The 19,877-nt window shown below is 37.4% G+C and carries 19 protein-coding genes and 1 riboswitch; of the genes, 7 read left to right on the forward strand and 12 right to left on the reverse strand.

From position 1 onward, the window contains the following. Positions 1 to 68 precede the first annotated feature (68 nt). The 8 genes from MUA90_RS10175 to MUA90_RS10210 all read right to left on the reverse strand — a co-directional run bounded on the left by MUA90_RS10175 (position 69) and on the right by MUA90_RS10210 (position 8,353). Entirely contained in the window at positions 69 to 1,304 is a 1,236-nt protein-coding gene (locus tag MUA90_RS10175) for an MFS transporter (RefSeq protein ID WP_262586700.1), read from the reverse strand. Positions 1,305 to 1,471: 167 nt separating this feature from the next. Then, entirely contained in the window at positions 1,472 to 2,242 is a 771-nt protein-coding gene (fabI, locus tag MUA90_RS10180; protein WP_105993710.1) for an enoyl-ACP reductase FabI, read from the reverse strand. A 148-nt stretch (positions 2,243 to 2,390) separates the two neighbouring features. After that, entirely contained in the window at positions 2,391 to 4,247 is a 1,857-nt protein-coding gene (locus MUA90_RS10185) for a monovalent cation:proton antiporter family protein (protein WP_262586703.1), read from the reverse strand. A 10-nt stretch (positions 4,248 to 4,257) separates the two neighbouring features. Beyond that, positions 4,258 to 5,640 (reverse strand): magnesium transporter, encoded by a 1,383-nt coding sequence (gene mgtE, locus MUA90_RS10190; RefSeq protein WP_105993708.1) that lies wholly within the window; start codon positions 5,638 to 5,640, stop codon positions 4,258 to 4,260. A gap of 17 nt (positions 5,641 to 5,657) precedes the next feature. After that, positions 5,658 to 6,539 carry an RluA family pseudouridine synthase gene (locus MUA90_RS10195; RefSeq protein ID WP_262586705.1) on the reverse strand — a complete coding sequence of 294 codons (882 nt, stop codon included), beginning with the start codon at positions 6,537 to 6,539 and terminating at the stop codon, positions 5,658 to 5,660. Then, positions 6,536 to 7,345: an NAD kinase gene (locus MUA90_RS10200; RefSeq protein WP_105993706.1), complete on the reverse strand. Its 810-nt coding sequence runs from the start codon at positions 7,343 to 7,345 to the stop codon at positions 6,536 to 6,538. The genes MUA90_RS10195 and MUA90_RS10200 overlap by 4 nt, the downstream gene beginning before the upstream one ends. 8 nt (positions 7,346 to 7,353) lie before the next feature. Then, positions 7,354 to 7,989, reverse strand: coding sequence for a GTP diphosphokinase (locus MUA90_RS10205; RefSeq protein ID WP_114603719.1), 636 nt, complete (start codon positions 7,987 to 7,989; stop codon positions 7,354 to 7,356). 16 nt (positions 7,990 to 8,005) lie between these two features. Next, the gene (locus MUA90_RS10210; protein ID WP_114603720.1) at positions 8,006 to 8,353 is read right to left on the reverse strand and encodes a UPF0738 family protein; all 348 of its coding nucleotides are present in this window, start codon (positions 8,351 to 8,353) and stop codon (positions 8,006 to 8,008) included. A gap of 152 nt (positions 8,354 to 8,505) precedes the next feature. On the opposite strand from MUA90_RS10210, the gene MUA90_RS10215 reads away from it, so the two are divergent. The 5 genes from MUA90_RS10215 to MUA90_RS10235 all read left to right on the forward strand — a co-directional run bounded on the left by MUA90_RS10215 (position 8,506) and on the right by MUA90_RS10235 (position 12,216). Then, entirely contained in the window at positions 8,506 to 9,078 is a 573-nt protein-coding gene (locus MUA90_RS10215) for a CYTH domain-containing protein (protein WP_262586707.1), read from the forward strand. Between the two features lie 102 nt (positions 9,079 to 9,180). Continuing rightward, the gene (locus tag MUA90_RS10220) at positions 9,181 to 9,552 is read left to right on the forward strand and encodes a truncated hemoglobin YjbI (RefSeq protein WP_105993703.1); all 372 of its coding nucleotides are present in this window, start codon (positions 9,181 to 9,183) and stop codon (positions 9,550 to 9,552) included. A 15-nt stretch (positions 9,553 to 9,567) separates the two neighbouring features. Then, positions 9,568 to 10,353 carry a protease adaptor protein YjbH gene (gene yjbH / locus MUA90_RS10225; protein WP_262586710.1) on the forward strand — a complete coding sequence of 262 codons (786 nt, stop codon included), beginning with the start codon at positions 9,568 to 9,570 and terminating at the stop codon, positions 10,351 to 10,353. A gap of 235 nt (positions 10,354 to 10,588) precedes the next feature. Then, positions 10,589 to 11,752 carry a cysteine protease staphopain gene (locus tag MUA90_RS10230; protein ID WP_262586712.1) on the forward strand — a complete coding sequence of 388 codons (1,164 nt, stop codon included), beginning with the start codon at positions 10,589 to 10,591 and terminating at the stop codon, positions 11,750 to 11,752. Between the two features lie 134 nt (positions 11,753 to 11,886). Continuing rightward, a complete protein-coding gene (locus MUA90_RS10235) occupies positions 11,887 to 12,216 on the forward strand; it encodes a staphostatin A (RefSeq protein WP_262586713.1) in 330 nt (109 codons plus the stop codon). A 266-nt stretch (positions 12,217 to 12,482) separates the two neighbouring features. Here the strand turns inward: MUA90_RS10235 and pepF are convergent, their stop codons facing one another. The 3 genes from pepF to spxA all read right to left on the reverse strand — a co-directional run bounded on the left by pepF (position 12,483) and on the right by spxA (position 15,914). Next, positions 12,483 to 14,291, reverse strand: coding sequence for an oligoendopeptidase F (pepF, locus tag MUA90_RS10240; RefSeq protein ID WP_262586714.1), 1,809 nt, complete (start codon positions 14,289 to 14,291; stop codon positions 12,483 to 12,485). A 197-nt stretch (positions 14,292 to 14,488) separates the two neighbouring features. Beyond that, positions 14,489 to 15,205, reverse strand: coding sequence for an adaptor protein MecA (gene mecA, locus MUA90_RS10245; protein WP_262586716.1), 717 nt, complete (start codon positions 15,203 to 15,205; stop codon positions 14,489 to 14,491). 310 nt (positions 15,206 to 15,515) lie between these two features. Beyond that, positions 15,516 to 15,914 carry a transcriptional regulator SpxA gene (gene spxA / locus MUA90_RS10250; RefSeq protein ID WP_002481951.1) on the reverse strand — a complete coding sequence of 133 codons (399 nt, stop codon included), beginning with the start codon at positions 15,912 to 15,914 and terminating at the stop codon, positions 15,516 to 15,518. Positions 15,915 to 16,326: 412 nt separating this feature from the next. On the opposite strand from spxA, the gene trpS reads away from it, so the two are divergent. Continuing rightward, entirely contained in the window at positions 16,327 to 17,322 is a 996-nt protein-coding gene (trpS, locus tag MUA90_RS10255; RefSeq protein WP_262586718.1) for a tryptophan--tRNA ligase, read from the forward strand. A gap of 146 nt (positions 17,323 to 17,468) precedes the next feature. After that, positions 17,469 to 17,759, forward strand: a complete 291-nt coding sequence (locus tag MUA90_RS10260; protein WP_105993696.1) for a hypothetical protein — start codon at positions 17,469 to 17,471, stop codon at positions 17,757 to 17,759. Positions 17,760 to 17,832: 73 nt separating this feature from the next. Here the strand turns inward: MUA90_RS10260 and thiC are convergent, their stop codons facing one another. Continuing rightward, positions 17,833 to 19,578: a phosphomethylpyrimidine synthase ThiC gene (gene thiC / locus MUA90_RS10265; protein WP_114603730.1), complete on the reverse strand. Its 1,746-nt coding sequence runs from the start codon at positions 19,576 to 19,578 to the stop codon at positions 17,833 to 17,835. Positions 19,579 to 19,737: 159 nt separating this feature from the next. Continuing rightward, a riboswitch (TPP riboswitch) is annotated at positions 19,738 to 19,837 on the reverse strand. Positions 19,838 to 19,877: the final 40 nt, after the last annotated feature.

Consider the following 19,877-nt stretch of genomic DNA (forward strand, 5'->3'; position numbering starts at 1 on the left):
ACTTTCATTTGCAGGCAGAACGTTTTTTGTGTTTTATATTCTTTTATGTCCTAAATAGATTTTCAAACTTATTGATGTGTCGCATGTCTGCCTCTCAGCGGCATATTTCTAAGCGATAACATCATCACAAGTGAAATCATGTATAAGCATGCCAAGAAGACCATGGTTGCTGTCATGCCGTATATGTCCATTAAGAAACCGATCGCAATCGGAGATAAGCCCCCTAATGCACGTCCAATATTAAAGATAACATTATTTGCGGTACTTCTGATATGTGTCGGATAATAACTGCTGATGACAGCGCCATAACCTGCAAACATACCGTTGACGAAGAAGCCGACAAGTGCACCGCCGATTAATAAAGCAATAGCACTTTGTGCAAATACATAGATAAAGACAGATGCTGCTGAAGCGATTAAGAAAATAGTATAAGAAAGTTTGGCACCGAAGCGGTCTAATATTTGTCCGAACGCAAACATGCCGATACTCATACCGATAATGGTACTGATAGTCCATAACGATGAGTTAGAGACACTTAAATTGTGCTGTTTCTGCAAAATCGAAGGCAGCCAGTTCATTAAGCCGAAGTAACCGGCTACTTGCACACTCGACATGATTGTAAGTGCAATGGTTGTATGTGCAATATGTTTTGTATTAAATAACAGCCCAATCGGCGAATGGTCTTTCTTTTCTAATGTATGGTTTGCTTTAGATTGTTTCCATGATTCTGTTTCGTCTAAATTACGACGGATATAAAATGCAAGTATCACAGGAATGACACCGATTAAGAATAAAACTCTCCAGCCTAAATGCGGTAAAATAGCGGCCGCTAAGAGTGCCGCAATCAAAGCCCCGATTTGTCCTCCGATCGCAACTACAGATGACACACGACCAAGTTTTTGTTTCTTAAATACTTCCGCTACCAAAGCCATTCCGATACCGAATTCACCGCCGCCGCCCATACCGGCGATAAAGCGTAAAATATATACCATGTATATATTATGTGCGACAGATAGCAGCGCTGTAGCTACCGCAAAGATAAAGATGGTGTACGTAAAGATGCGGATTCTGCCGTATTTATCCGCCAGTACGCCGAAAATAATGCCCCCGAATAACATTCCGAAGTTAGTAATTGATGCGATTAATCCCGCTTCAGCCGAAGAAATATGGAATTCATTAATAATACTAGACAATGCAAAGGCTAAAAACATAATATCCATATTTTCCAGACCAAAACCCAGCATAGAAGATGCTAAAATCTTATTTGAATAGGATTGATCTTTTTGATGAATTTTCTCTGACACAATGTCCACCCACTTTGTGTATTTTCATTTTTTCAAATTTCCTGTCCTCTATCATACACTTGATTGAGACAAATGAATAGATGCACTGTTCATTTATTTTTGACTTTGCTTCAAAAAATCCCTTGCTTAACAATTTTGCTAAACAAGGGATTATCAATCGTCGTATCTTATTTAATTGCGTGGAAACCAGCATCAACGTGCAGATTTTCACCTGTCACACCGCTTGCTAAATCACTAAGTAAGAAAGCAGCTGCTTTACCTACTTCTTGTTTATCTACATTGCGTTTTAATGGTGCGCGTTCTTCAACTTCTTTTAAGATTGTATTGAATCCGCCGACACCTTTTGCACTTAATGTACGGATAGGACCTGCAGAAATAGCATTCACACGAATGTTATCTTGGCCTAAATCTAATGCTAAGTAGCGGACATTCGCTTCTAAACTTGCTTTAGCTACGCCCATCACATTGTAGTTAGGTACAGCATATTCGCCGCCTAAGTATGTTGTAGTCACGATGCTGCCGCCTTCAGGCATTAATTTTTTCGCTTCTCTTGAAACGAGTGTTAAAGAATAAGAACTGATGTCTTGCGCTAATAAGAAACCTTCTCTTGATGTATCAGAGAAGCGGCCGCGCAATTCTTCTACATTCGCAAATGCGATTGAGTGGAAGACGCCGTCGATGTTGCCAACAGCTTCACCGATTGCTTTGAAACCATTCTCAACTTCTTCATCGCTTTGTACGTCGATTTGATAAGTTAAGTGTTCCTCTTGGTTTAATTGATCTACTAATTTATCTAATTCTTTTTTGCTGCGTTCTTTGCGGTATGTAAACACAAGTTTCGCGCCTAATTCATCTAATACTTGCGCTACACCAAAACCAATACTGCGTTTGTTCGCAACTCCCATAATGACATATGTTTTACCTTCTAAACTAAACATGAAAACGCTCCTTTAACTCTTATAATGATTCATTGATAGATTATTAGTTATTATAACATTTTTGTGTGCATTCGACTTGTTTCAGCCATTTCTAAAAGAAAAAAGAACGAAAGTCTCAGCATTCACTTCAACTTTCGTTCTTATTAAATTAAATCGGCCCGAGTGAATAATACTCTAATTCACGTTTTAATTCATCCACATATTCTTTAGAGCCCGTTACAATGAGACGATCACCATAGCGCAGCATTGTATCACCGTGCGGTACGATAGACTCATTATCACGTACAATACGTACGAAAATGATGTCCCCATCGAATGGGAAGTTGCGTAATTGAATATTGTCGAATTTGTAGTTAAGCATTTGAATTTCATAAAGAGAAGTTTCAACGTTGCTTAATAAGTTCAACATGTTCGGTGTTTCGATTAAGCCTGTCAGCAAGATCTTATTACTTAAGAAGCTGCTGAAGATTTCAACACCTTGTTTACGCAATTCTGCTTCTCTCTCTCCGCCTGCTTCAAAACGGCAAATCACACGATTGACACCATGTGCTTTTGCAAACTGTGCTACTTTATAGTTCAACTCATCTTCATTGGTTGAACACACGACAATATCGCTGTCAAAGAGACCGAGCTTTTCTAATAACGCTTCATCGTAATCCGCAATCTCAACTGTCGTAATATCATTCGATAAATTACGTTTATCACTTAAGTCTTTACGATAATATAACGTAATCGCATAAAGGTCAGACATTAAGTTCTGAGCAATAGGAATCGTCAATTGGTTCTTGCCGATTAAGCTGACATTAATACGGCGTGTCGCTTCATCCGGCATTGGGAACATTTTCTTAAATACAATCGGTACAAAGACACATGTAATCACTGCACTTAAAATCAAAATACCTGATATCTCAGCAGAGATTGTATGCAGCTGTTCTGCGATTTTCGCTGCTGCGATAACTAACGATAATGTCGACGTTAATAAGAACGCAGAAGAAATCGTAGTCTTTTGGTCGAACCAGCGTCTGATTGCATAAACCGGAACAATTTTAGACACTAAGAATGCAAAAATCAATACTGGAATAATAATCAGAATCGACGGTTCTTTGATAAGTGAAGGAATATTCAAGTCCACACCTACCATGACGAAGAAAATCGGAATAAAGAAACCGTAACCGAATGAGTCCAGCTTCTCTACCATATCTTCATCCGGACGAAGCAGCGATACAATCACACCTGCTAAGAAGGCACCTAAAATATTTTCAGCACCTACTCCTTCAGCAAGCGCAACCAATAAAATAATCAGTGCAAAGACAGCACGGATACCAATCTGTGTCGTACCATCCATCAGCTTTTGAAGAAATTGTGCTTTCTTGAAAATACCGCCTAGGAAATAAAAGACGATGGTGAAAACAATCAAGATTGAAATCAGCCATAATGTGCCGCCGCCTTTTGCGTTGATAGCTCCGTAAACAGTTAACAAAATCATAGTAACTAAATCAGCAAGTACCGCCGTCAGCAAGATAAACTGACCGATGGTTGTACGCATGATATTCATTTCCTTCAATGTCGGCACAACTACACCGAGAGAAATCGTCGAAATAATGATTACCATTAATAAGACATCATCAATTAAGCCGAACCATTTAAAGGCATAAGCTAAAATAATTGAAACAATCATAATTAATGAGAAGACGACTAATGATAACTGTAAATGGCCGGGTGCTTTCTTTTTGTTTTTGGATTTTTCTGATGTATTCTCATCGCTTTTGAACGCATTGAAATCAATTTCCAAACCGCTTAAGAACATTAAGAAAATAAAACCGAGCGTCGATAAAATACTAAGTACATTGTCACGTTCGACTAAATGGAATCCGGATTGTCCGATGATTAATCCCATTAATATTTCAGCGACAACAACAGGCAAAAAATTAATATTAAGTCTGTTGACAATAATCGGCGTTAAGAACGCTGCCATGACAACGATGACGAGTGATACAAACTCCATGTGTCCCTCCTTATGTGAGATATGACATAAATGTTGTGGCTAAACCAAAGTATATTAACATACTAATAATATCATTAATTGTAGTGATAAATGGACCGCTGGCAACTGCAGGGTCGATTTTTAATTTATTCATAACCAGAGGGATAATTGAACCCATCAAAGTACCGACTGTCATCGCAATCGTCAAGCTTCCAGCAACAATCAGACCAAGCAGCGGTGTTTGGTAAAGAATGACGATGATAGTAAAGAGTACCAACGCACATACTAAACCAGAAAGGAACCCCGCTCCTGCTTCTCTTGTTGTAATTTTGAATTTGCTTTGATTTTCAATTTCACCAGTAGAAATATTACGTACAGATACCGCTAATGATTGTGTACCTGAGTTCCCGGACATCCCGCTGATAATCGGAATAAATGCTGCGAGTAATGCGACTTTTTCTAACGTTTCCTCAAAGGAACCTAAAATTGTCGCAGTAATCATACCTAAAAATGTTAAGATGAGCAGCCAAGGCAAACGCTTGGATGCAGTCTTAAAGATTGAATCGTTGGTAGAGTCAATGTCAGATACACCGGCTAAACCAGAGTAGTCTTCCAATGCCTCTTCATCCATAACATCTAAGATGTCATCGATTGTAATAATACCGAGCAAGTGGTCTTGATAATCCACAACCGGCAATGCGATAAAGTCATAGTCGCGCATAATCTGTGCGACATCTTCTTGGTCATCTGCGACGTTTACACTTACAACACGTTCGCTCATAATGTCTTCAATATATGCGTCGTTTTCTGCGACGATTAAATCACGCAGTGATAACACGCCGACCAGTTGTTTATCATCGTTGACCGCAAAGATGACATAAATCGTCTCTGCATCCGGCGCTTGTTCTTTGACTAACATCAACGCTTCTTTGACAGGCGTTGTAATTTTCAACGAAATATACTCCGTTGTCATGATACCGCCGGCAGTATCTTCTTCATAATGTAACAATGCTTTGATTTCTTTTGCATCTTCTTTATTCATCAACGCAAGCAATGTCGCAATTTTACTCTTATTTAAATGACTCATGATATCTACAGCGTTGTCATACGACATGTCTTCTAAAATGTGTGCCGCATAACTGGCTTTCATTTGGTCAAAGACATCATCATAGTCGTCATCATCTAATTCTAATTGATCGAAGAAATCCGCAACCTCTTTTGGTGATAATAACTGATACATTTTGTGTCGGATATCATCGTCGCTGTCTTCGAAATACTCACTTTGTTCGTACGTATGCATAGATAAGAATTCTTCTCTGAAGGCATCTATATCATTTTCCAGCAATAAGTGATCAAGCAGCTCTTTGTTATACACATCTTGATCATCTATATATTTTTCTTCATCTCTTGCCAATATGGCCCCCTCCTAACTTATTCTTTGTCGTTACTAAGTTGTCTAAAAAGGCGCTCAATTAAAGCATGCCTTGCTTCATCTTTTAATACAACATGCTTGTTTTCAACTGGATGCTTGAAACTTAAATCTGTACAAACAAGCGATTGGGCATCCGCTTTTTCATGATAACCGCCGTAAAGGCTGTCACCGACAAGCGGATGTCCGATATATTGAAAATGCACACGGATTTGATGTGTGCGTCCTGTATGCAATTGTACCCGGCACAAAGCATAATCTTGGTTTTGTGTGATTAAGGTATAACTTGTTTTCGCATATTTGCCCGCTTCGCTCACTTCGCGATTAATAATACTGTCTGACGCTCTGGCAATCGGTGCGATAATTTCACCATGCGGTTCTACCTGACCGAAACAGATACAATGATAAACCTTCTCCATCTCGACATCTGAGATTCTATGGTGAAAATGGCCATGTTTCGCAAACAGCACAATACCGCTCGTATTGCGATCAAGGCGTGTAATAATATGCGGTACAACCCACGGTGCTTGCTGGTTCGGATTTAAATAAGCCAGCACTTGTTCGAGCAAACTTTCATGCGGATGCTCTCTCGACGGCGCACAATTTTGGTGCGGCGGTTTAGAAACTGCGATGTAGTAATCATCTTCATAAAGCGGTGTAATCGGCTTTGCGAAACACTCTAAATTGACACTCGGCACCTCGCTCGGCAAGACCACTTCTAAATAATCGCCTTGTACCATTTGCTTTCTGACCGTTACAGGTGTGTCGTTAACAAGTAAAGCGCCACTTTGTTTAATGGCACTTATCATTTTCTTAGAATATTGATTTTCTTGTAAAAACGTTCTTAACAGTATCGGTGTTTCAATTATATATTGAAACTTCATGAATCTCTGCCGTCTGATATGAACGAATCATGTACACGTTTCCAAAATGGAAATGGTCTGAATCGTGCAAAGCGTACATTTTGTTTCGCTACGCGATACTCAATACTCTCTACATTATGATGCTTTGTCGTCACGTGGTCGATAGAAGTCATAATGACCTTTTGATCGACTGGTGTAATCACACAATAGTGATGATCCGGCATAACAATAGGCGACCCTACTGTACGGAACACTCTATTATTGATAGAGGCAATTTCAGTTAACTGAATCGCACGTAATGAAGGATGGATCAACGCGCCGCCTAATGCTTTGTTATAAGCAGTAGAACCAGATGGTGTTGAAATACACAAACCATCTCCTCTGAATCTTTCAAAATGCTGACCGCGCAAGCTGACATCCGCAACCAAAGTCGTATTATCTTCAGTCTTCATAGTCGCTTCGTTTAATGCGATATGGTGTGACGGTGCTTTATCGTCGTTATAATTCACGATGATATCTATCAGCGGATATTCAATCACTTCATAATCACCATCAACGATTTCTTCAATCAGTTTATCTGATTCGTGCGGCAGCCAATCCGCATAAAACCCTAGATGCCCTGTATGTACACCTACAAAGGCAGTTTCAGAAACACGATGGCAATATTTGTGGAATGCTTCTAATAAAGTGCCGTCTCCGCCTACTGAAATTACGATTTCCGGTGTTGCGACATCTTTGACCATGCCCTTTTTCGTCATTTGTGCTTCCATGTTTTCTTGGATGCTGTTCGATTTGTAGTCTCCCTTTGATACGATATTATAACGCATAAAGCACCTCACTCTTGATTATGTTTTTTAGCACGTTTTTTTGAATAATAACGTTGCGCTTCTTGGATTTCATCTTTAATCTCAGACATTTCTTCATCTAATGAAAACGCTGCTTCAGCCGCATTTTCCAAACGTTTTTGAATTTCAGGAGGATAATCCCCATCATATTTATAGCGTAATGTATGTTCGATGGTTGCCCAGAAATTCATCGCCAATGTTCTGATTTGTATTTCCGCTAATATTGCACGCTGCCCATCCAGCGTTTCAATCGGATATTCTATAATGACATGATAAGAACGATAGCCGCTTTCTTTCGTATTATTGATATAATCCCTTTCTTCTACCACTTTGAAGTCTTTACGCTGTCTCAATAAATTCACGACAATTGCGATATCATCCACAAATTGGCACATGATACGCAATCCGGCAATATCATACATCTCTTCATGCAAACGATCGAATGATATTTCTCGTTCAGTGGCTTTTTCAATAATACTTGTTAAAGGTTTTACGCGGCCTGTGACGAATTCAATCGGCGACGCATCTGCTTCTAAATCATAGATTTTACGCAAACCCTTTAATTTAACTTTCAGTTCCTCGACTGCTTGTCTGTATGGTGCTAAAAATCGATCCCATTGATTCATTGCGTTTCACTCCGCTTCACTCTAGCTCAAACGTTTTTTCGACTTCTGCCACAAAATCCTTGCCGTAGTTTGAGTTCCCTTTGATATTGCTTAGTATATAATCTAACTCTTGATCAAATTGTTCTAACTTCAAGTCATCATTAACATAGATAGCTTTCCCCTTATTTTCATGAAGCATCGACCATGTTTCTTGCACAAAGATAAGATAGGAATATGATTGTCCATCGTCAAGGATATGGGCAAACCCATAATTATCGCTATCGACCAGCATTTGCCCTGCTTCAGTCAATCCTTTTGTTGGTTTATCTGTATAGCAATAAATGCCATCATCTTTCACTTTAATTTCATTCACATAAATTCGCATAACCTAAATCCTCCTTGTGTTATTCCTACTTATTTTAACATATGTACATCACTCATAACACAACCTAAATACCTTGGTCGTTCACCTGCAATTTGAAATACTTTCAAATAGATAACAAATCATCCATAATATATAAGCAAAGAGGTGAACCTATGGCTATTAACCAAGAAATTGAATACAAACAACTTTTGACGCGTGATGAATATGATGCATTGCGAAACGAATATTTTAATACATTAAAACCTTTTACGCAAAAAAATCACTATATTGATACACCTGATTTTGCGTTGGCAGAACATTTAATGGCACTGAGAATTCGTGAAATCAAAGATGATTACGAAATGACATTGAAAGTACCTGCCGAAGTAGGTTTAACAGAATACAACCACATCACGACAGTCATACCGAAACAAGACATGCATCTCTCACCAGATCAGCTGCCGGATGATATCTTATCAGTCTTGCAAAATGCTGAAATTGATGTCGCACAGCTGTATGTCTTAGGTGCCTTAACGACACATCGCATGGAAACAGAAATAGAAGAAGGCTTACTTGTGCTGGATCACAGTGAATACCTTGGTACTGAAGACTTTGAGCTTGAATTTGAAGTAGAACAGCCTGAAGCAGGTTTGAAAAAATTCCAGCAAATCCTTCAAACGTTTAACATCGAATCCTATATTCCTAAAAATAAAGTCGCTCGCTTTTTTGAAGCGAAAAACAAATAATCAGTACACACAATTCGATAGCACTCGGTCAAAAGTCGTATTACTTTTAATTGTAAAAATTCATGTTATATTAGATATATATTAAAGAAACAGGGTGAATATATGGCTTTGACACCTTATGAAGTAATAGGCCAAGAACGTTTATACAGCATGATCGATTACTTTTATTCACTAGTAGAACAAGATGATAGAATCAACCATCTCTTCCCTGGTGATTTCGCCGAAACCAGCCGCAAACAAAAACAGTTTCTCACACAGTTTTTAGGCGGCCCTTCTCTTTATACTGAAGAACATGGGCATCCTATGTTGAGAATGCGGCACATGGATTTTCGTATCACCCCTTATGAAAGAGATGCTTGGTTAGAAAATATGAATAAAGCGATTCAACATGCAGAACTGCCTGCAGGTGTTGATGAATACCTATATGAAAGACTGCGATTGACCGCAAATCATATGGTTAATTCTGAAAATTAATTGTAGGTGAATGAGATGTCTGAAGAATTAAAGTTAATATGTAATCATAGACAAGATGAAACCAACCTTTCACCTGTGAGCAAAATAGAAATATACTCTTTCTTCGATCCGTTTGATGAAGATTGTTTTAAACTGTCTGCCATCCTATCGAAGTTGCGCGTGGAATATAAACAATATATCCGTATTCGTCATATTTTAAACCCGTCGTTGCGTATTTTGACAAAGTGCCAAGCCCAAAGCAGTTCTGAAAGCGACAATATCGCCTTAGCGTATAAAGCAGCCGAATTGCAAGGCAGAGCACGTGCAGAACGTTTTATCCACTTGATGCAGAATGAAATTATCTCTAAACGAGATATTATTACTGAAACAATGATAGAAAGTTCTGCTAAAAATGCAGGAATGGATTATGACGTCTTTAAAGGGGATTTAAAAAGCGGCAAGCTCACTGAAAGTCTCAAAGTCGATTTGCATATTGCACGTGAAATGGAAGTTGAACAAGCACCTTCACTCGTCTTTTTCAACGAAGATGTCACAGAAGAAGGATTAAAAGTCGAAGGCTTGTATCCTTATCATATTTACACATATATTATCAACGAGCTGATGGGAACACCTATTGAAAAAGAATTACCGCCGAAATTAGAAACCTATATTCAAGAGCAGCAATTCGTCACTTTAGAAGAACTGCTTACGATCTATGAATGGCCGGAAAAACTACTATTAAAAGAGTTGAAGAAGCTCGTTTTACAACAAAAAATAGAAAAACTCAGCAATCCGGATGGAGAGTTCTGGAAAGCGAAGTGAAATACATTTTTCCTTGCACTTGTCTTTAAGACAAGTGTTTTTTTATGCTTTCATACAATTCAATCGAGTTTAACTGGTTAACTTATATCAAATTATTAATTTTACTTATCGTAGTTGTTAATGTAATTTAATATTTGAATATTTAGACGATTAACTATTTTATAAATGAATCTATGTTATATTTAAAAACGAGATACTTCTCAAAATTAAATGTAATTGAATGGAGGAATAATGATTGAATAACAGAACAACCTTTATCAAAGCCGCTTCCATCTTACTCTTATCTATAATCATGGTCATCAGCGGCGCATTTTCAAGCCCCGACTCAAACAACATACATGCGGCAGCTTCTGCTTCAGTAAAGATTAAAGTCAATCATACTGAAATACCGTATAAAGCAGAACAAGAAGCTAAGGCACACTTTGCAAGTTATGCACAAGCACTCTCCCAAATCGATAGTTCCGGTAATCATGGCCGATTCAGATTAGGCAAACCGTTTAAAATCTATAAATTTGACGGTCAAGAAGACGGCAACTATTACTACCCTATTATGCAAGGTAATACAATCCACTATATCTTAACTGTCAGTCCAAAAAACACATCCGATGTACATACAGATAAAAATCAAGCGAACTACAGTGTACGTGTTTCGAAATTCATCTCAGATGCCCTAAACCAATACAGAAACGGCAACCAGCCTATCACGATCTACACAAACAAGAACGGTTATTACATCGAGCAGCACCAGCAGCTCAAATTGATTAAACGTACAACACTTCCAAATCAACCCACACAGCCAGATCAGCCCGCAGCACCTAAAAAGCAATTAGCACAAACAGTCGATACGACACAAACACAATCAGAAACTCAAAATTACGGCACAAAATATGTGAACTTGCTGCCGCATTTCAAAATCCGCGAGCAACAAGGTTATAACGGCTGGTGTGCAGGATATTCTATGGCCGCATTATTAAATGCGACGAAGAACACATCAACGTATAATGGCGAGTCTATTATGCATCAAGTGCATCCTAACCTTACAGGCCAACAATTCCAATTTACAGGTTTAACGATTCAAGAAATGATAGACTACGGCAAATCACAAGGCCGCAATACATCTTATTATGACGGTATGCCAAGCTATGATGTTGTTGATCAGCAAACGAAACAAAATAAAGGTATGGTAGTCTTAGGAGAACAAGTCGAATCGTCACAAGGCTTGCATGCAGGACATGCAATGGCTGTTGTAGGCAATGCGGAATTGTCTAACAGCGAAAAAGTAATTGTCATCTGGAATCCTTGGGATCAAGACTATACATTGCAGCCTGCAGATAGTAATATCATCCCTGTTTCAAACGGCGACCACTATCAATGGTTCGGTTCAGTTACAGGCTTCTAAAATGAAAGAATAAGCTTTCGTTTCATTCAATAAGCTATGTACAATCTATATTAGGGTATAGGATAAATGAATGTTGTTTCATGCGATGCATGAGCAGCTGTAAATTACTTTTGCATACAAAGGATGAATTTATAATGGAAAAGACAGTCATCAATATTCAATATGACAATAACCTGTCAGAAGAAGCATCAGAGTTTCTGACACAATTAAAAGGAGAATGGATGAGCCGCGAGGAAGATTTAATTGTCGATTTGCGTGTACTCTTTGATGCGGCTGAAGACACTGAAGACTTATTCAATATTAAATCATTGGATGATTCAAAAGATGAAATCACGCTCGTGTCAACAGAAGATGAACAAATCGCATTATTGATTGCTTTAAGTGATCCTTTCCATATTCAATATCAAGTCACAAATATTGAAAGACTCGGTACATCTCGTTCATTAACATTAGAAAAAAGATAAAAACACGAAGCTTTAATCAGCCGGTACAGTCTTACTGTGCCGGTATTTTTGTGTTAAAAAAGCGCATAAAAAAACGCCGTGTCTGAATACACGGCGCTAAACAAAGGGGATGGGAGAAATTTTTCACTTCAAACAAAGGGGTATGTTTGTTATGTGATTAATTTCATGGTCATAATATACCACGCGTTCCCACCCTTTTCAAGACGGTGAACCTATGAAAACGTTTTTGTCACAAACTTGTCATATTGTAAACGATTTCACAAAGTTTATTCTTTAATTAGTTTTTCAAACTCGTCTAATTTTTTCTCGAACATTTTGCATGCTTGCTCAATTGGTTCTGGTGTTGTCATGTCTACACCTGCATTTTTAAGAATCTCAATCGGATAATTTGAGCTGCCTTTTTTCAAGAATTCGTTGATATAACGTTCTACTGCAGGTTTGCCTTCATTAAGGATTTGATAGCTTAAGCTTTGTGCTGCACTGTAACCAGTCGCATATTGATATACATAATAGTTCATGTAGAAGTGCGGAATACGTGACCATTCTTTACTGATGTCTTCGTCTGTTTCTACAATATCTCCGAAGTATTTACGGTTAAGTGCCGCATATTCTTCATTCATACGGTTCGCAGTCAACGGTTCTCCTGCTTCTTCAATTTGATGGATTTTGTGTTCGAATTCTGCGAACATTGTTTGACGGAATAAAGTCGCACGGAAACGTTCTAATTCTTGGTTCAATAATAATAAACGACGTTCATCATCTAAGTGTTTTTCCATATAATCGCTAAGCAATGCTTCATTAGTTGTTGAAGCAACTTCTGCCACGAAAATAGAGTAGTCACTATGATTAGATGGTTGGTTTTTGCGGCTGAAGTAACTGTGTGCAGAATGACCGAATTCATGAATCAATGTGAATAAATCAGACACTGTATCTGACCAGTTCAATAAGATGAATGGGTTCGTTAAGTGTGCACCAGATGAATAACCGCCTGAACGTTTGCCTTTGTTTTCATAAACGTCTACCCAACGATTATTCAAGCCTTCTTTAACCACATCTAAATACTCATCGCCCATTGGTTCTAAAGCTTTCAACATCCATTCTACTGCTTCATCATAAGGCATTTCGAATTTAATATCTTTAACTAATGGTGTGTATAAGTCATACATTTTCATGTCGTCTAAACCTAATACATCTTTTCGTAATTGTGTATAACGATGTAAGAGCGGTAAATATTCATGAACAGTTTTAACCAAGTTATCATAAACGGCTTCAGGGATATGGTTGTTGCTTAATGCTTTTTCGCGCGCTGTTTTATAATTATGCGTACGTGCATTGAAGACATGTTTTTTAATTTCCCCTGTTAATGTTGCCGCAATAGTATTGTTAAATGCACCGTAAGCTTTATAAAGGTTTCTGAACGCTGAACGGCGTAATTCACGATCATCAGATTCAAGATATTTGATGAATGTACCTTGTGTTAATGGATGTTTTTCTCCATTTTTATCTACCGCATCTTCAAATTCTAAGTCAGCGTTGCTGAACATACCGTAAACATTTGAAGGTGTAGATAATGCATCTTGTGCTTCTGTTAATAATTTTTCTTTATCTGCACTTAATACATGCGGACGCTCCTCATTAATTAATTTCAAATCAAAGGCATAGCGTTCTAAGTTTTTATTTTCATCGATGAATTTTTGGATTGTAGCTTCATCGATTTGTAAGATTTCAGGTACTAAGAAACTCCAGCTTGAGCTTAATTTAATTGCTAATTGATGTGCACGTGCTTCATAGCCCGTATATTTATCATTACCTGTATCTTGGTCTTGTTTTAAGTGTGCATAAACATAAACTTTTTCAAGTTTCGTTTCGATTTCATCTTCTAAAGCTAATGCTTCATAAAGTGTTTGTGCACTATCAGCTAAGTGGCCTTTAAATTTTTCTTCGGCACCTAAATAGCCCTCTACTTCTTTGAAAGCAGCTTCAAAGGCCTCATCGCTTTCAAAAATCGTTGTTAAATCCCAAGTATACTCAGGATGTTTTTGTTCTTGTTGTTCTCTTGTTAATTGTTGACTCATATTAAAAAGCCTCCTCTTATGCTAATATCAATAATTTAATTTTCTCATTATTTCGTTGATTTTGCACGTTATTGCGTCTCATGGATAAGAGACGGTCAAGAAAACGCACAATTTTAAGGTTTTATTCCGGGTTATTCAAAAATTGCAAATAAAAAAGCCCATCCAACTAAGGATAGGCTCAATCTATATCTTATTACTTATGCTTCTGTTATATCAGTAAAGAAGCGGCGTACTTGTGCTGTTACGTTATGACTCATAATGATTTTACCGTAATCGTTCAAGTAAACTTCTGAACGATCGCTTGGTGCAGCGAATTCTAATAATTGACTATAGAAGTCATTAATTGTTTCTTCTACTACACTTTCATCAAAATGAATTGCGTAATAGTACTCATTATTCAACATATATAATAAATCTTCAAAGCCTTCAGTAGGCTGATTGTTATGATGTGCATAATCAATAACAGACTCTAAATCATCGAATTTGACGATGACAAGACGACCGTTGGTATGACGTGCTTTTTTATTGAATTGATCTCTTGATTGAGAACGTTTTGAATGTTGTCTTTGTTCTGCTTCTTCGTGTTCTTCTTCAAACGTTTGTTCAAGTAATTCATTTAATTGGCGATCAAATTCATTATTCATACTTTCGTCATTCATGTTCATCATTTCTTCGTTCTTAGATTTAGAAATAGTGACTTCCACACCTTTTTCAAAAGCATGTACTTGAATCCATAATGGACCTTCAACAACGAAATCTTCTTCCTCATTGATTTCTTCCATCATTGACCAGAAGAATTCTTCACCTCGTTGACGGTTTGTCCATAAGTCTTCTCTTTTGAAACCTCTTGCTTCAATGTCACCATACGTTATGAAAAGTTTAACAGTTGTATCATCTACGCGCTCTATTCTCATATCATCTCACTCCTTACAGTCGATGAATAGCAATATCTAGACTTTAGACAAACTTTTCTAGAGTCTAGGCAGCGTCTACTTTGTCGACAACCTAGAATAGTACCCATATTGTATTAAAACGGTGTGCAAATTACAATCTATTTGTTTATAACATAAAACATGACTTACCGTTGACTTATTATAATAACATATTACCCTTTAATATTCCACGGAAACCGCTCGAACATTGAATTAATTACTCAAAGCACATAAAAAGCCACAGCACATTGTACTGCAGCTCTTTCGTATTCATTGAGTTTTGAATGATATCTTATAAATCTACCATACGTTGTGCTTCTTGTAATTGGAACGTACGCACTTTTCTTGGTAAGAAACGACGAATTTCATCTTCGTTGTAACCAACTTGCAAACGTTTTTCATCTAAGATAATCGGACGGCGTAATAAGCCTGGGTTATCTTGAATGATTGTATATAATTCTTGTAGTGGTAATGAATCAATATCCACGTTTAATTTTTGATATGTTTTAGAACGTGTTGAAATAATTTCGTCTGTTCCGTCTTCTGTCATTTTTAAGATTTGTTTAATTTCATCAATTGTTAAATGTTCTGAAAAAATGTTACGCTCCGTATACGGAATGTCATGTTCTTGTAACCATGCTTTCGCTTTACGGCAAGATGTGCAGCTTGGTGATGTGAATAGTGTTACCATACATCTCACTCTCCTATTTATCATGAATTTTATTCATTGATTTTGTAGTTTCAGTTAAGAAATTTTACTTAAAATCAAAACGCTATACTCATCTATGTCTAAACAATGAAATGTTTTATTTATGATCAACGCTCGAATTCTTCTCTCTTAACTCTATGATTATAGTATACCCCTTCAACATTAAAATTAAATGAGAAAAACGGGGATATTAATAGAAAATTTCAAACATATCGAATTCTCAAATTTGAGCCCCCAAAACAACGGCTTTTGTTCAAACTTTTAAGAAAAATTGTTACGCTTGCGATATGTTAAAAAATTAGCTACATATATATTTTAACACACATTACAAACAATTAAAATACTGCTATAATAAAACTATTACTACATTATCGTAAGAAAGTGGGCATCATAAATGGAAACTCTATTCTCAGGAATTCAACCGAGCGGAATTCCAACTTTAGGCAACTATATCGGTGCGCTAAAACAATTCAGTGAAGTACAAGACGACTATAATTGTTTCTTCTGCATCGTAGATCAACACGCAATTACAGTACCGCAGGACAGATTGAAATTGCGCGAACGTATCCGTCAATTAGCTGCAATTTACTTAGCATCAGGAATCGACCCAGAAAAATCAACTTTATTTATTCAATCAGAGGTTCCTGCACACGTCCAAGCCGGATGGATGCTGACAACAATTTCTTCTGTAGGCGAACTAGAACGTATGACACAATTCAAAGATAAATCTTCTAAACAAACAGAAGGTATTCCTGCAGGACTTTTAACTTATCCGCCATTAATGGCAGCTGATATTGTACTTTACAATACCAACATCGTACCTGTCGGAGAAGACCAAAAACAGCATCTTGAATTAACACGTAATCTTGTAGACCGCTTCAACAGCCGCTACAATGACGTACTTGTAAAACCAGAAGTACGCATGCCGAAAATCGGCGGCCGTGTCATGAGTCTTCAAGATCCTACTAAAAAAATGAGTAAAAGCGATGATAACGCTAAAAACTTCATTTCTTTATTAGATAACCCTAATACAGCAGCTAAAAAAATTAAAAGTGCTATCACTGACTCAGACGGTATCATTAAATATGATAAAGATAACAAACCAGGTATCAGCAACCTTCTCTCTATCTATTCAAGCTTGACTGACGAATCATTCGCAGAACTTGAACAACGCTACGAAGGTAAAGGTTATGGTGATTTCAAAGGCGACTTGGCAGAAGTTGTTAAAAACTTCTTAACAGAATTCCAAGAACGCTATAATGACTACTATCAATCAGATAGACTTGATGAAATCTTAGACCTTGGACGCGACAAAGCAATCAAAGCTTCTTCACGCACATTGCAAAAAATGGAAAATGCGATGGGCTTAGGTCGTAAACGTAAAAGATAATCAACACATATCTACCGTATATTCTCTTCTGAGGATATACGGTTTTCTTTATCCTATTTTAAAACATTACACCACTTTAATTCCTATACCTTTAACACATTAAATACTATATAATGAATGTATACAATAAATGTGAGGTGCTTCCTATGCTTTCTGCTATCATTCGTACGATTGCTTGTATCGCAGCAACGCTTTATGTCATTTACAGTCTGTTTGTACATTACAACCCAGCAATCAATATCATTTTATTTGTCGGCTCTTTCATTATCTTTGCCTTCTTTGTCGGCAGATCTATTTTCTTTAACGGTAATTTTCCCTTATTTCATAACGCACAAGAACGTGCCAAATCCAAAGGAACAAACTACTTTTGGATTTACGCGAGTTTAACTTTTTATCTCGGTACATTGTTTATCGCTGTATTTCATACTATAAAGTAACTAAAAACAAGCCGGTATCTGCCCTATTTGAGCAAATACCGGCTTTCATTAATTTTAGACTTATATTGTCAGTTTATTGATAAATATGACTGCCTTGTTCTACAAAGTCTTTTGCTTTTTCTTTCATCGCTTCTTGTCTTTCTTGTTCATCAAAATGGTTTTGACGCAAATCATGAGAAATTCGCATTGAACAGAATTTAGGGCCGCACATACTGCAGAAGTGTGCAACTTTTGCTGCTTCTTTCGGTAAAGTTTCATCATGATATTCACGCGCACGTTCAGGATCTAGTGATAGATTGAATTGGTCGATCCAGCGGAATTCAAAGCGTGCTTTACTAATTGCATCATCACGATCAGAAGCACCTGGAAGGCCTTTTGATAGGTCTGCTGCATGTGCTGCAATTTTATAAGTGATAACACCTTCGCGTACATCATCTTTATTCGGCAAACCTAAGTGTTCTTTAGGTGTCACGTAACATAACATAGCTGTTCCGTAGCTTGCTATTTGTGCTGCACCGATAGCTGAAGTGATATGGTCGTATGCAGGTGCGATATCAGTTGTAAGCGGTCCTAATGTATAGAATGGTGCTTCTTTACAATAGAAATCTGCTAGATCTTGGTTTTCTTTAATTTTATGCATTGGGATATGTCCTGGTCCTTCAATCATAACTTGAACATCGTGTTTCCATGCAATATCAGTCAATTCGCCTAATGTTTTCAATTCAGAGAATTGGCTTTCATCATTCGCATCATAAATAGAACCAGAGCGTAAACCATCTCCTAATGATACTGCGATATCGTATTGATTTAAAATGGCACAGATATCATCGAAGTGTTCGTATAAGAAGCTTTCTTCATGATGTGCTAAACACCATTGTGCCATGATGGAACCGCCGCGTGAGACAATACCTGTTAAACGATTAACTGTTAACGGTACATAGCGAAGCAAGACACCTGCATGAATAGTAAAGTAATCGACACCTTGTTCGGCTTGTTCGATTAAAGTGTCGCGATAAATTTCCCAAGTTAGATCTTCAGCAACACCATTCACTTTTTCTAACGCTTGATAAATCGGTACAGTACCGACAGGAACTGGTGAGTTTCTTAATAAATATTCACGTGTCGCATGAATATTTTTACCTGTTGATAAATCCATAATTGTATCTGCACCCCAGTGTGTCGCCCACACTAATTTTTCAATTTCTGCTTCAATTGATGACGACACCGCTGAGTTTCCGATATTCGCATTGATTTTCACTTGGAAATTTTTACCGATAATCATCGGTTCTGATTCAGGGTGGTTGACGTTATTAGGAATAATCGCACGTCCTCTTGCAATTTCATCTCTGACAAATTCAGGTTCTACCCCTTCACGTACCGCTACGAATTTCATTTCTTTTGTGATGATACCTTGTTTTGCATAGTGCATTTGAGTAATGCGTTTACCTTCTTTTGCACGTTTAGGCTGATAATTGAAAGGTGTTTCTACAAATTTATGATGGCCTTCTTTTTTAAAGCCGTTATCAATCGACTGTACTTTACGTCCTTCATAAGCTTCTATATCATCACGTGCATCAATCCAGTCGGTACGTAATTTCGGAATCCCTTTTTGCACATCTACTTCATAACCTTCTTCATGATAGACACCTGCTGTGTCATAGACCGTTAATGGCGCATTCTTTTGTGTGCTGTACTCTGTTACTGTATCGCTTAATTCGATTTCTCTGAAAGGCACACGAATATCCTCATCTGCCCCTTGCTTAAATACACGTTTGCTTGCTGGAAAACCTTTTTTTAATTCAATGGCTTCTTGTTTCATAAAAATTAATCCTCCCTGCTTCAATGCTAGGAGGTATACCTTAAGACACGACAAATAAGAAAACGCATTCATAAATTTATGAATGCGCAAAGATTTATACATACTGAACTTGATACAAACATACACCATGCATGTTTGTATTTATTCGTTTGATTACTTAATCGTCTATGTACGCTTCCCTACGCTAGTACTAACTAGATCAGGTTCAAAGGGTTGATTTGTATATCTTTCAGCCTATAGGGCACCCCTAGCAATGAAATATTTAATTTACATTTTTATACTAACACTCAACAATCTAA

Origin of the sequence: Staphylococcus sp. IVB6181 (genome assembly GCF_025561445.1) — a bacterium.
Taxonomy (GTDB): domain Bacteria; phylum Bacillota; class Bacilli; order Staphylococcales; family Staphylococcaceae; genus Staphylococcus; species Staphylococcus simulans_B.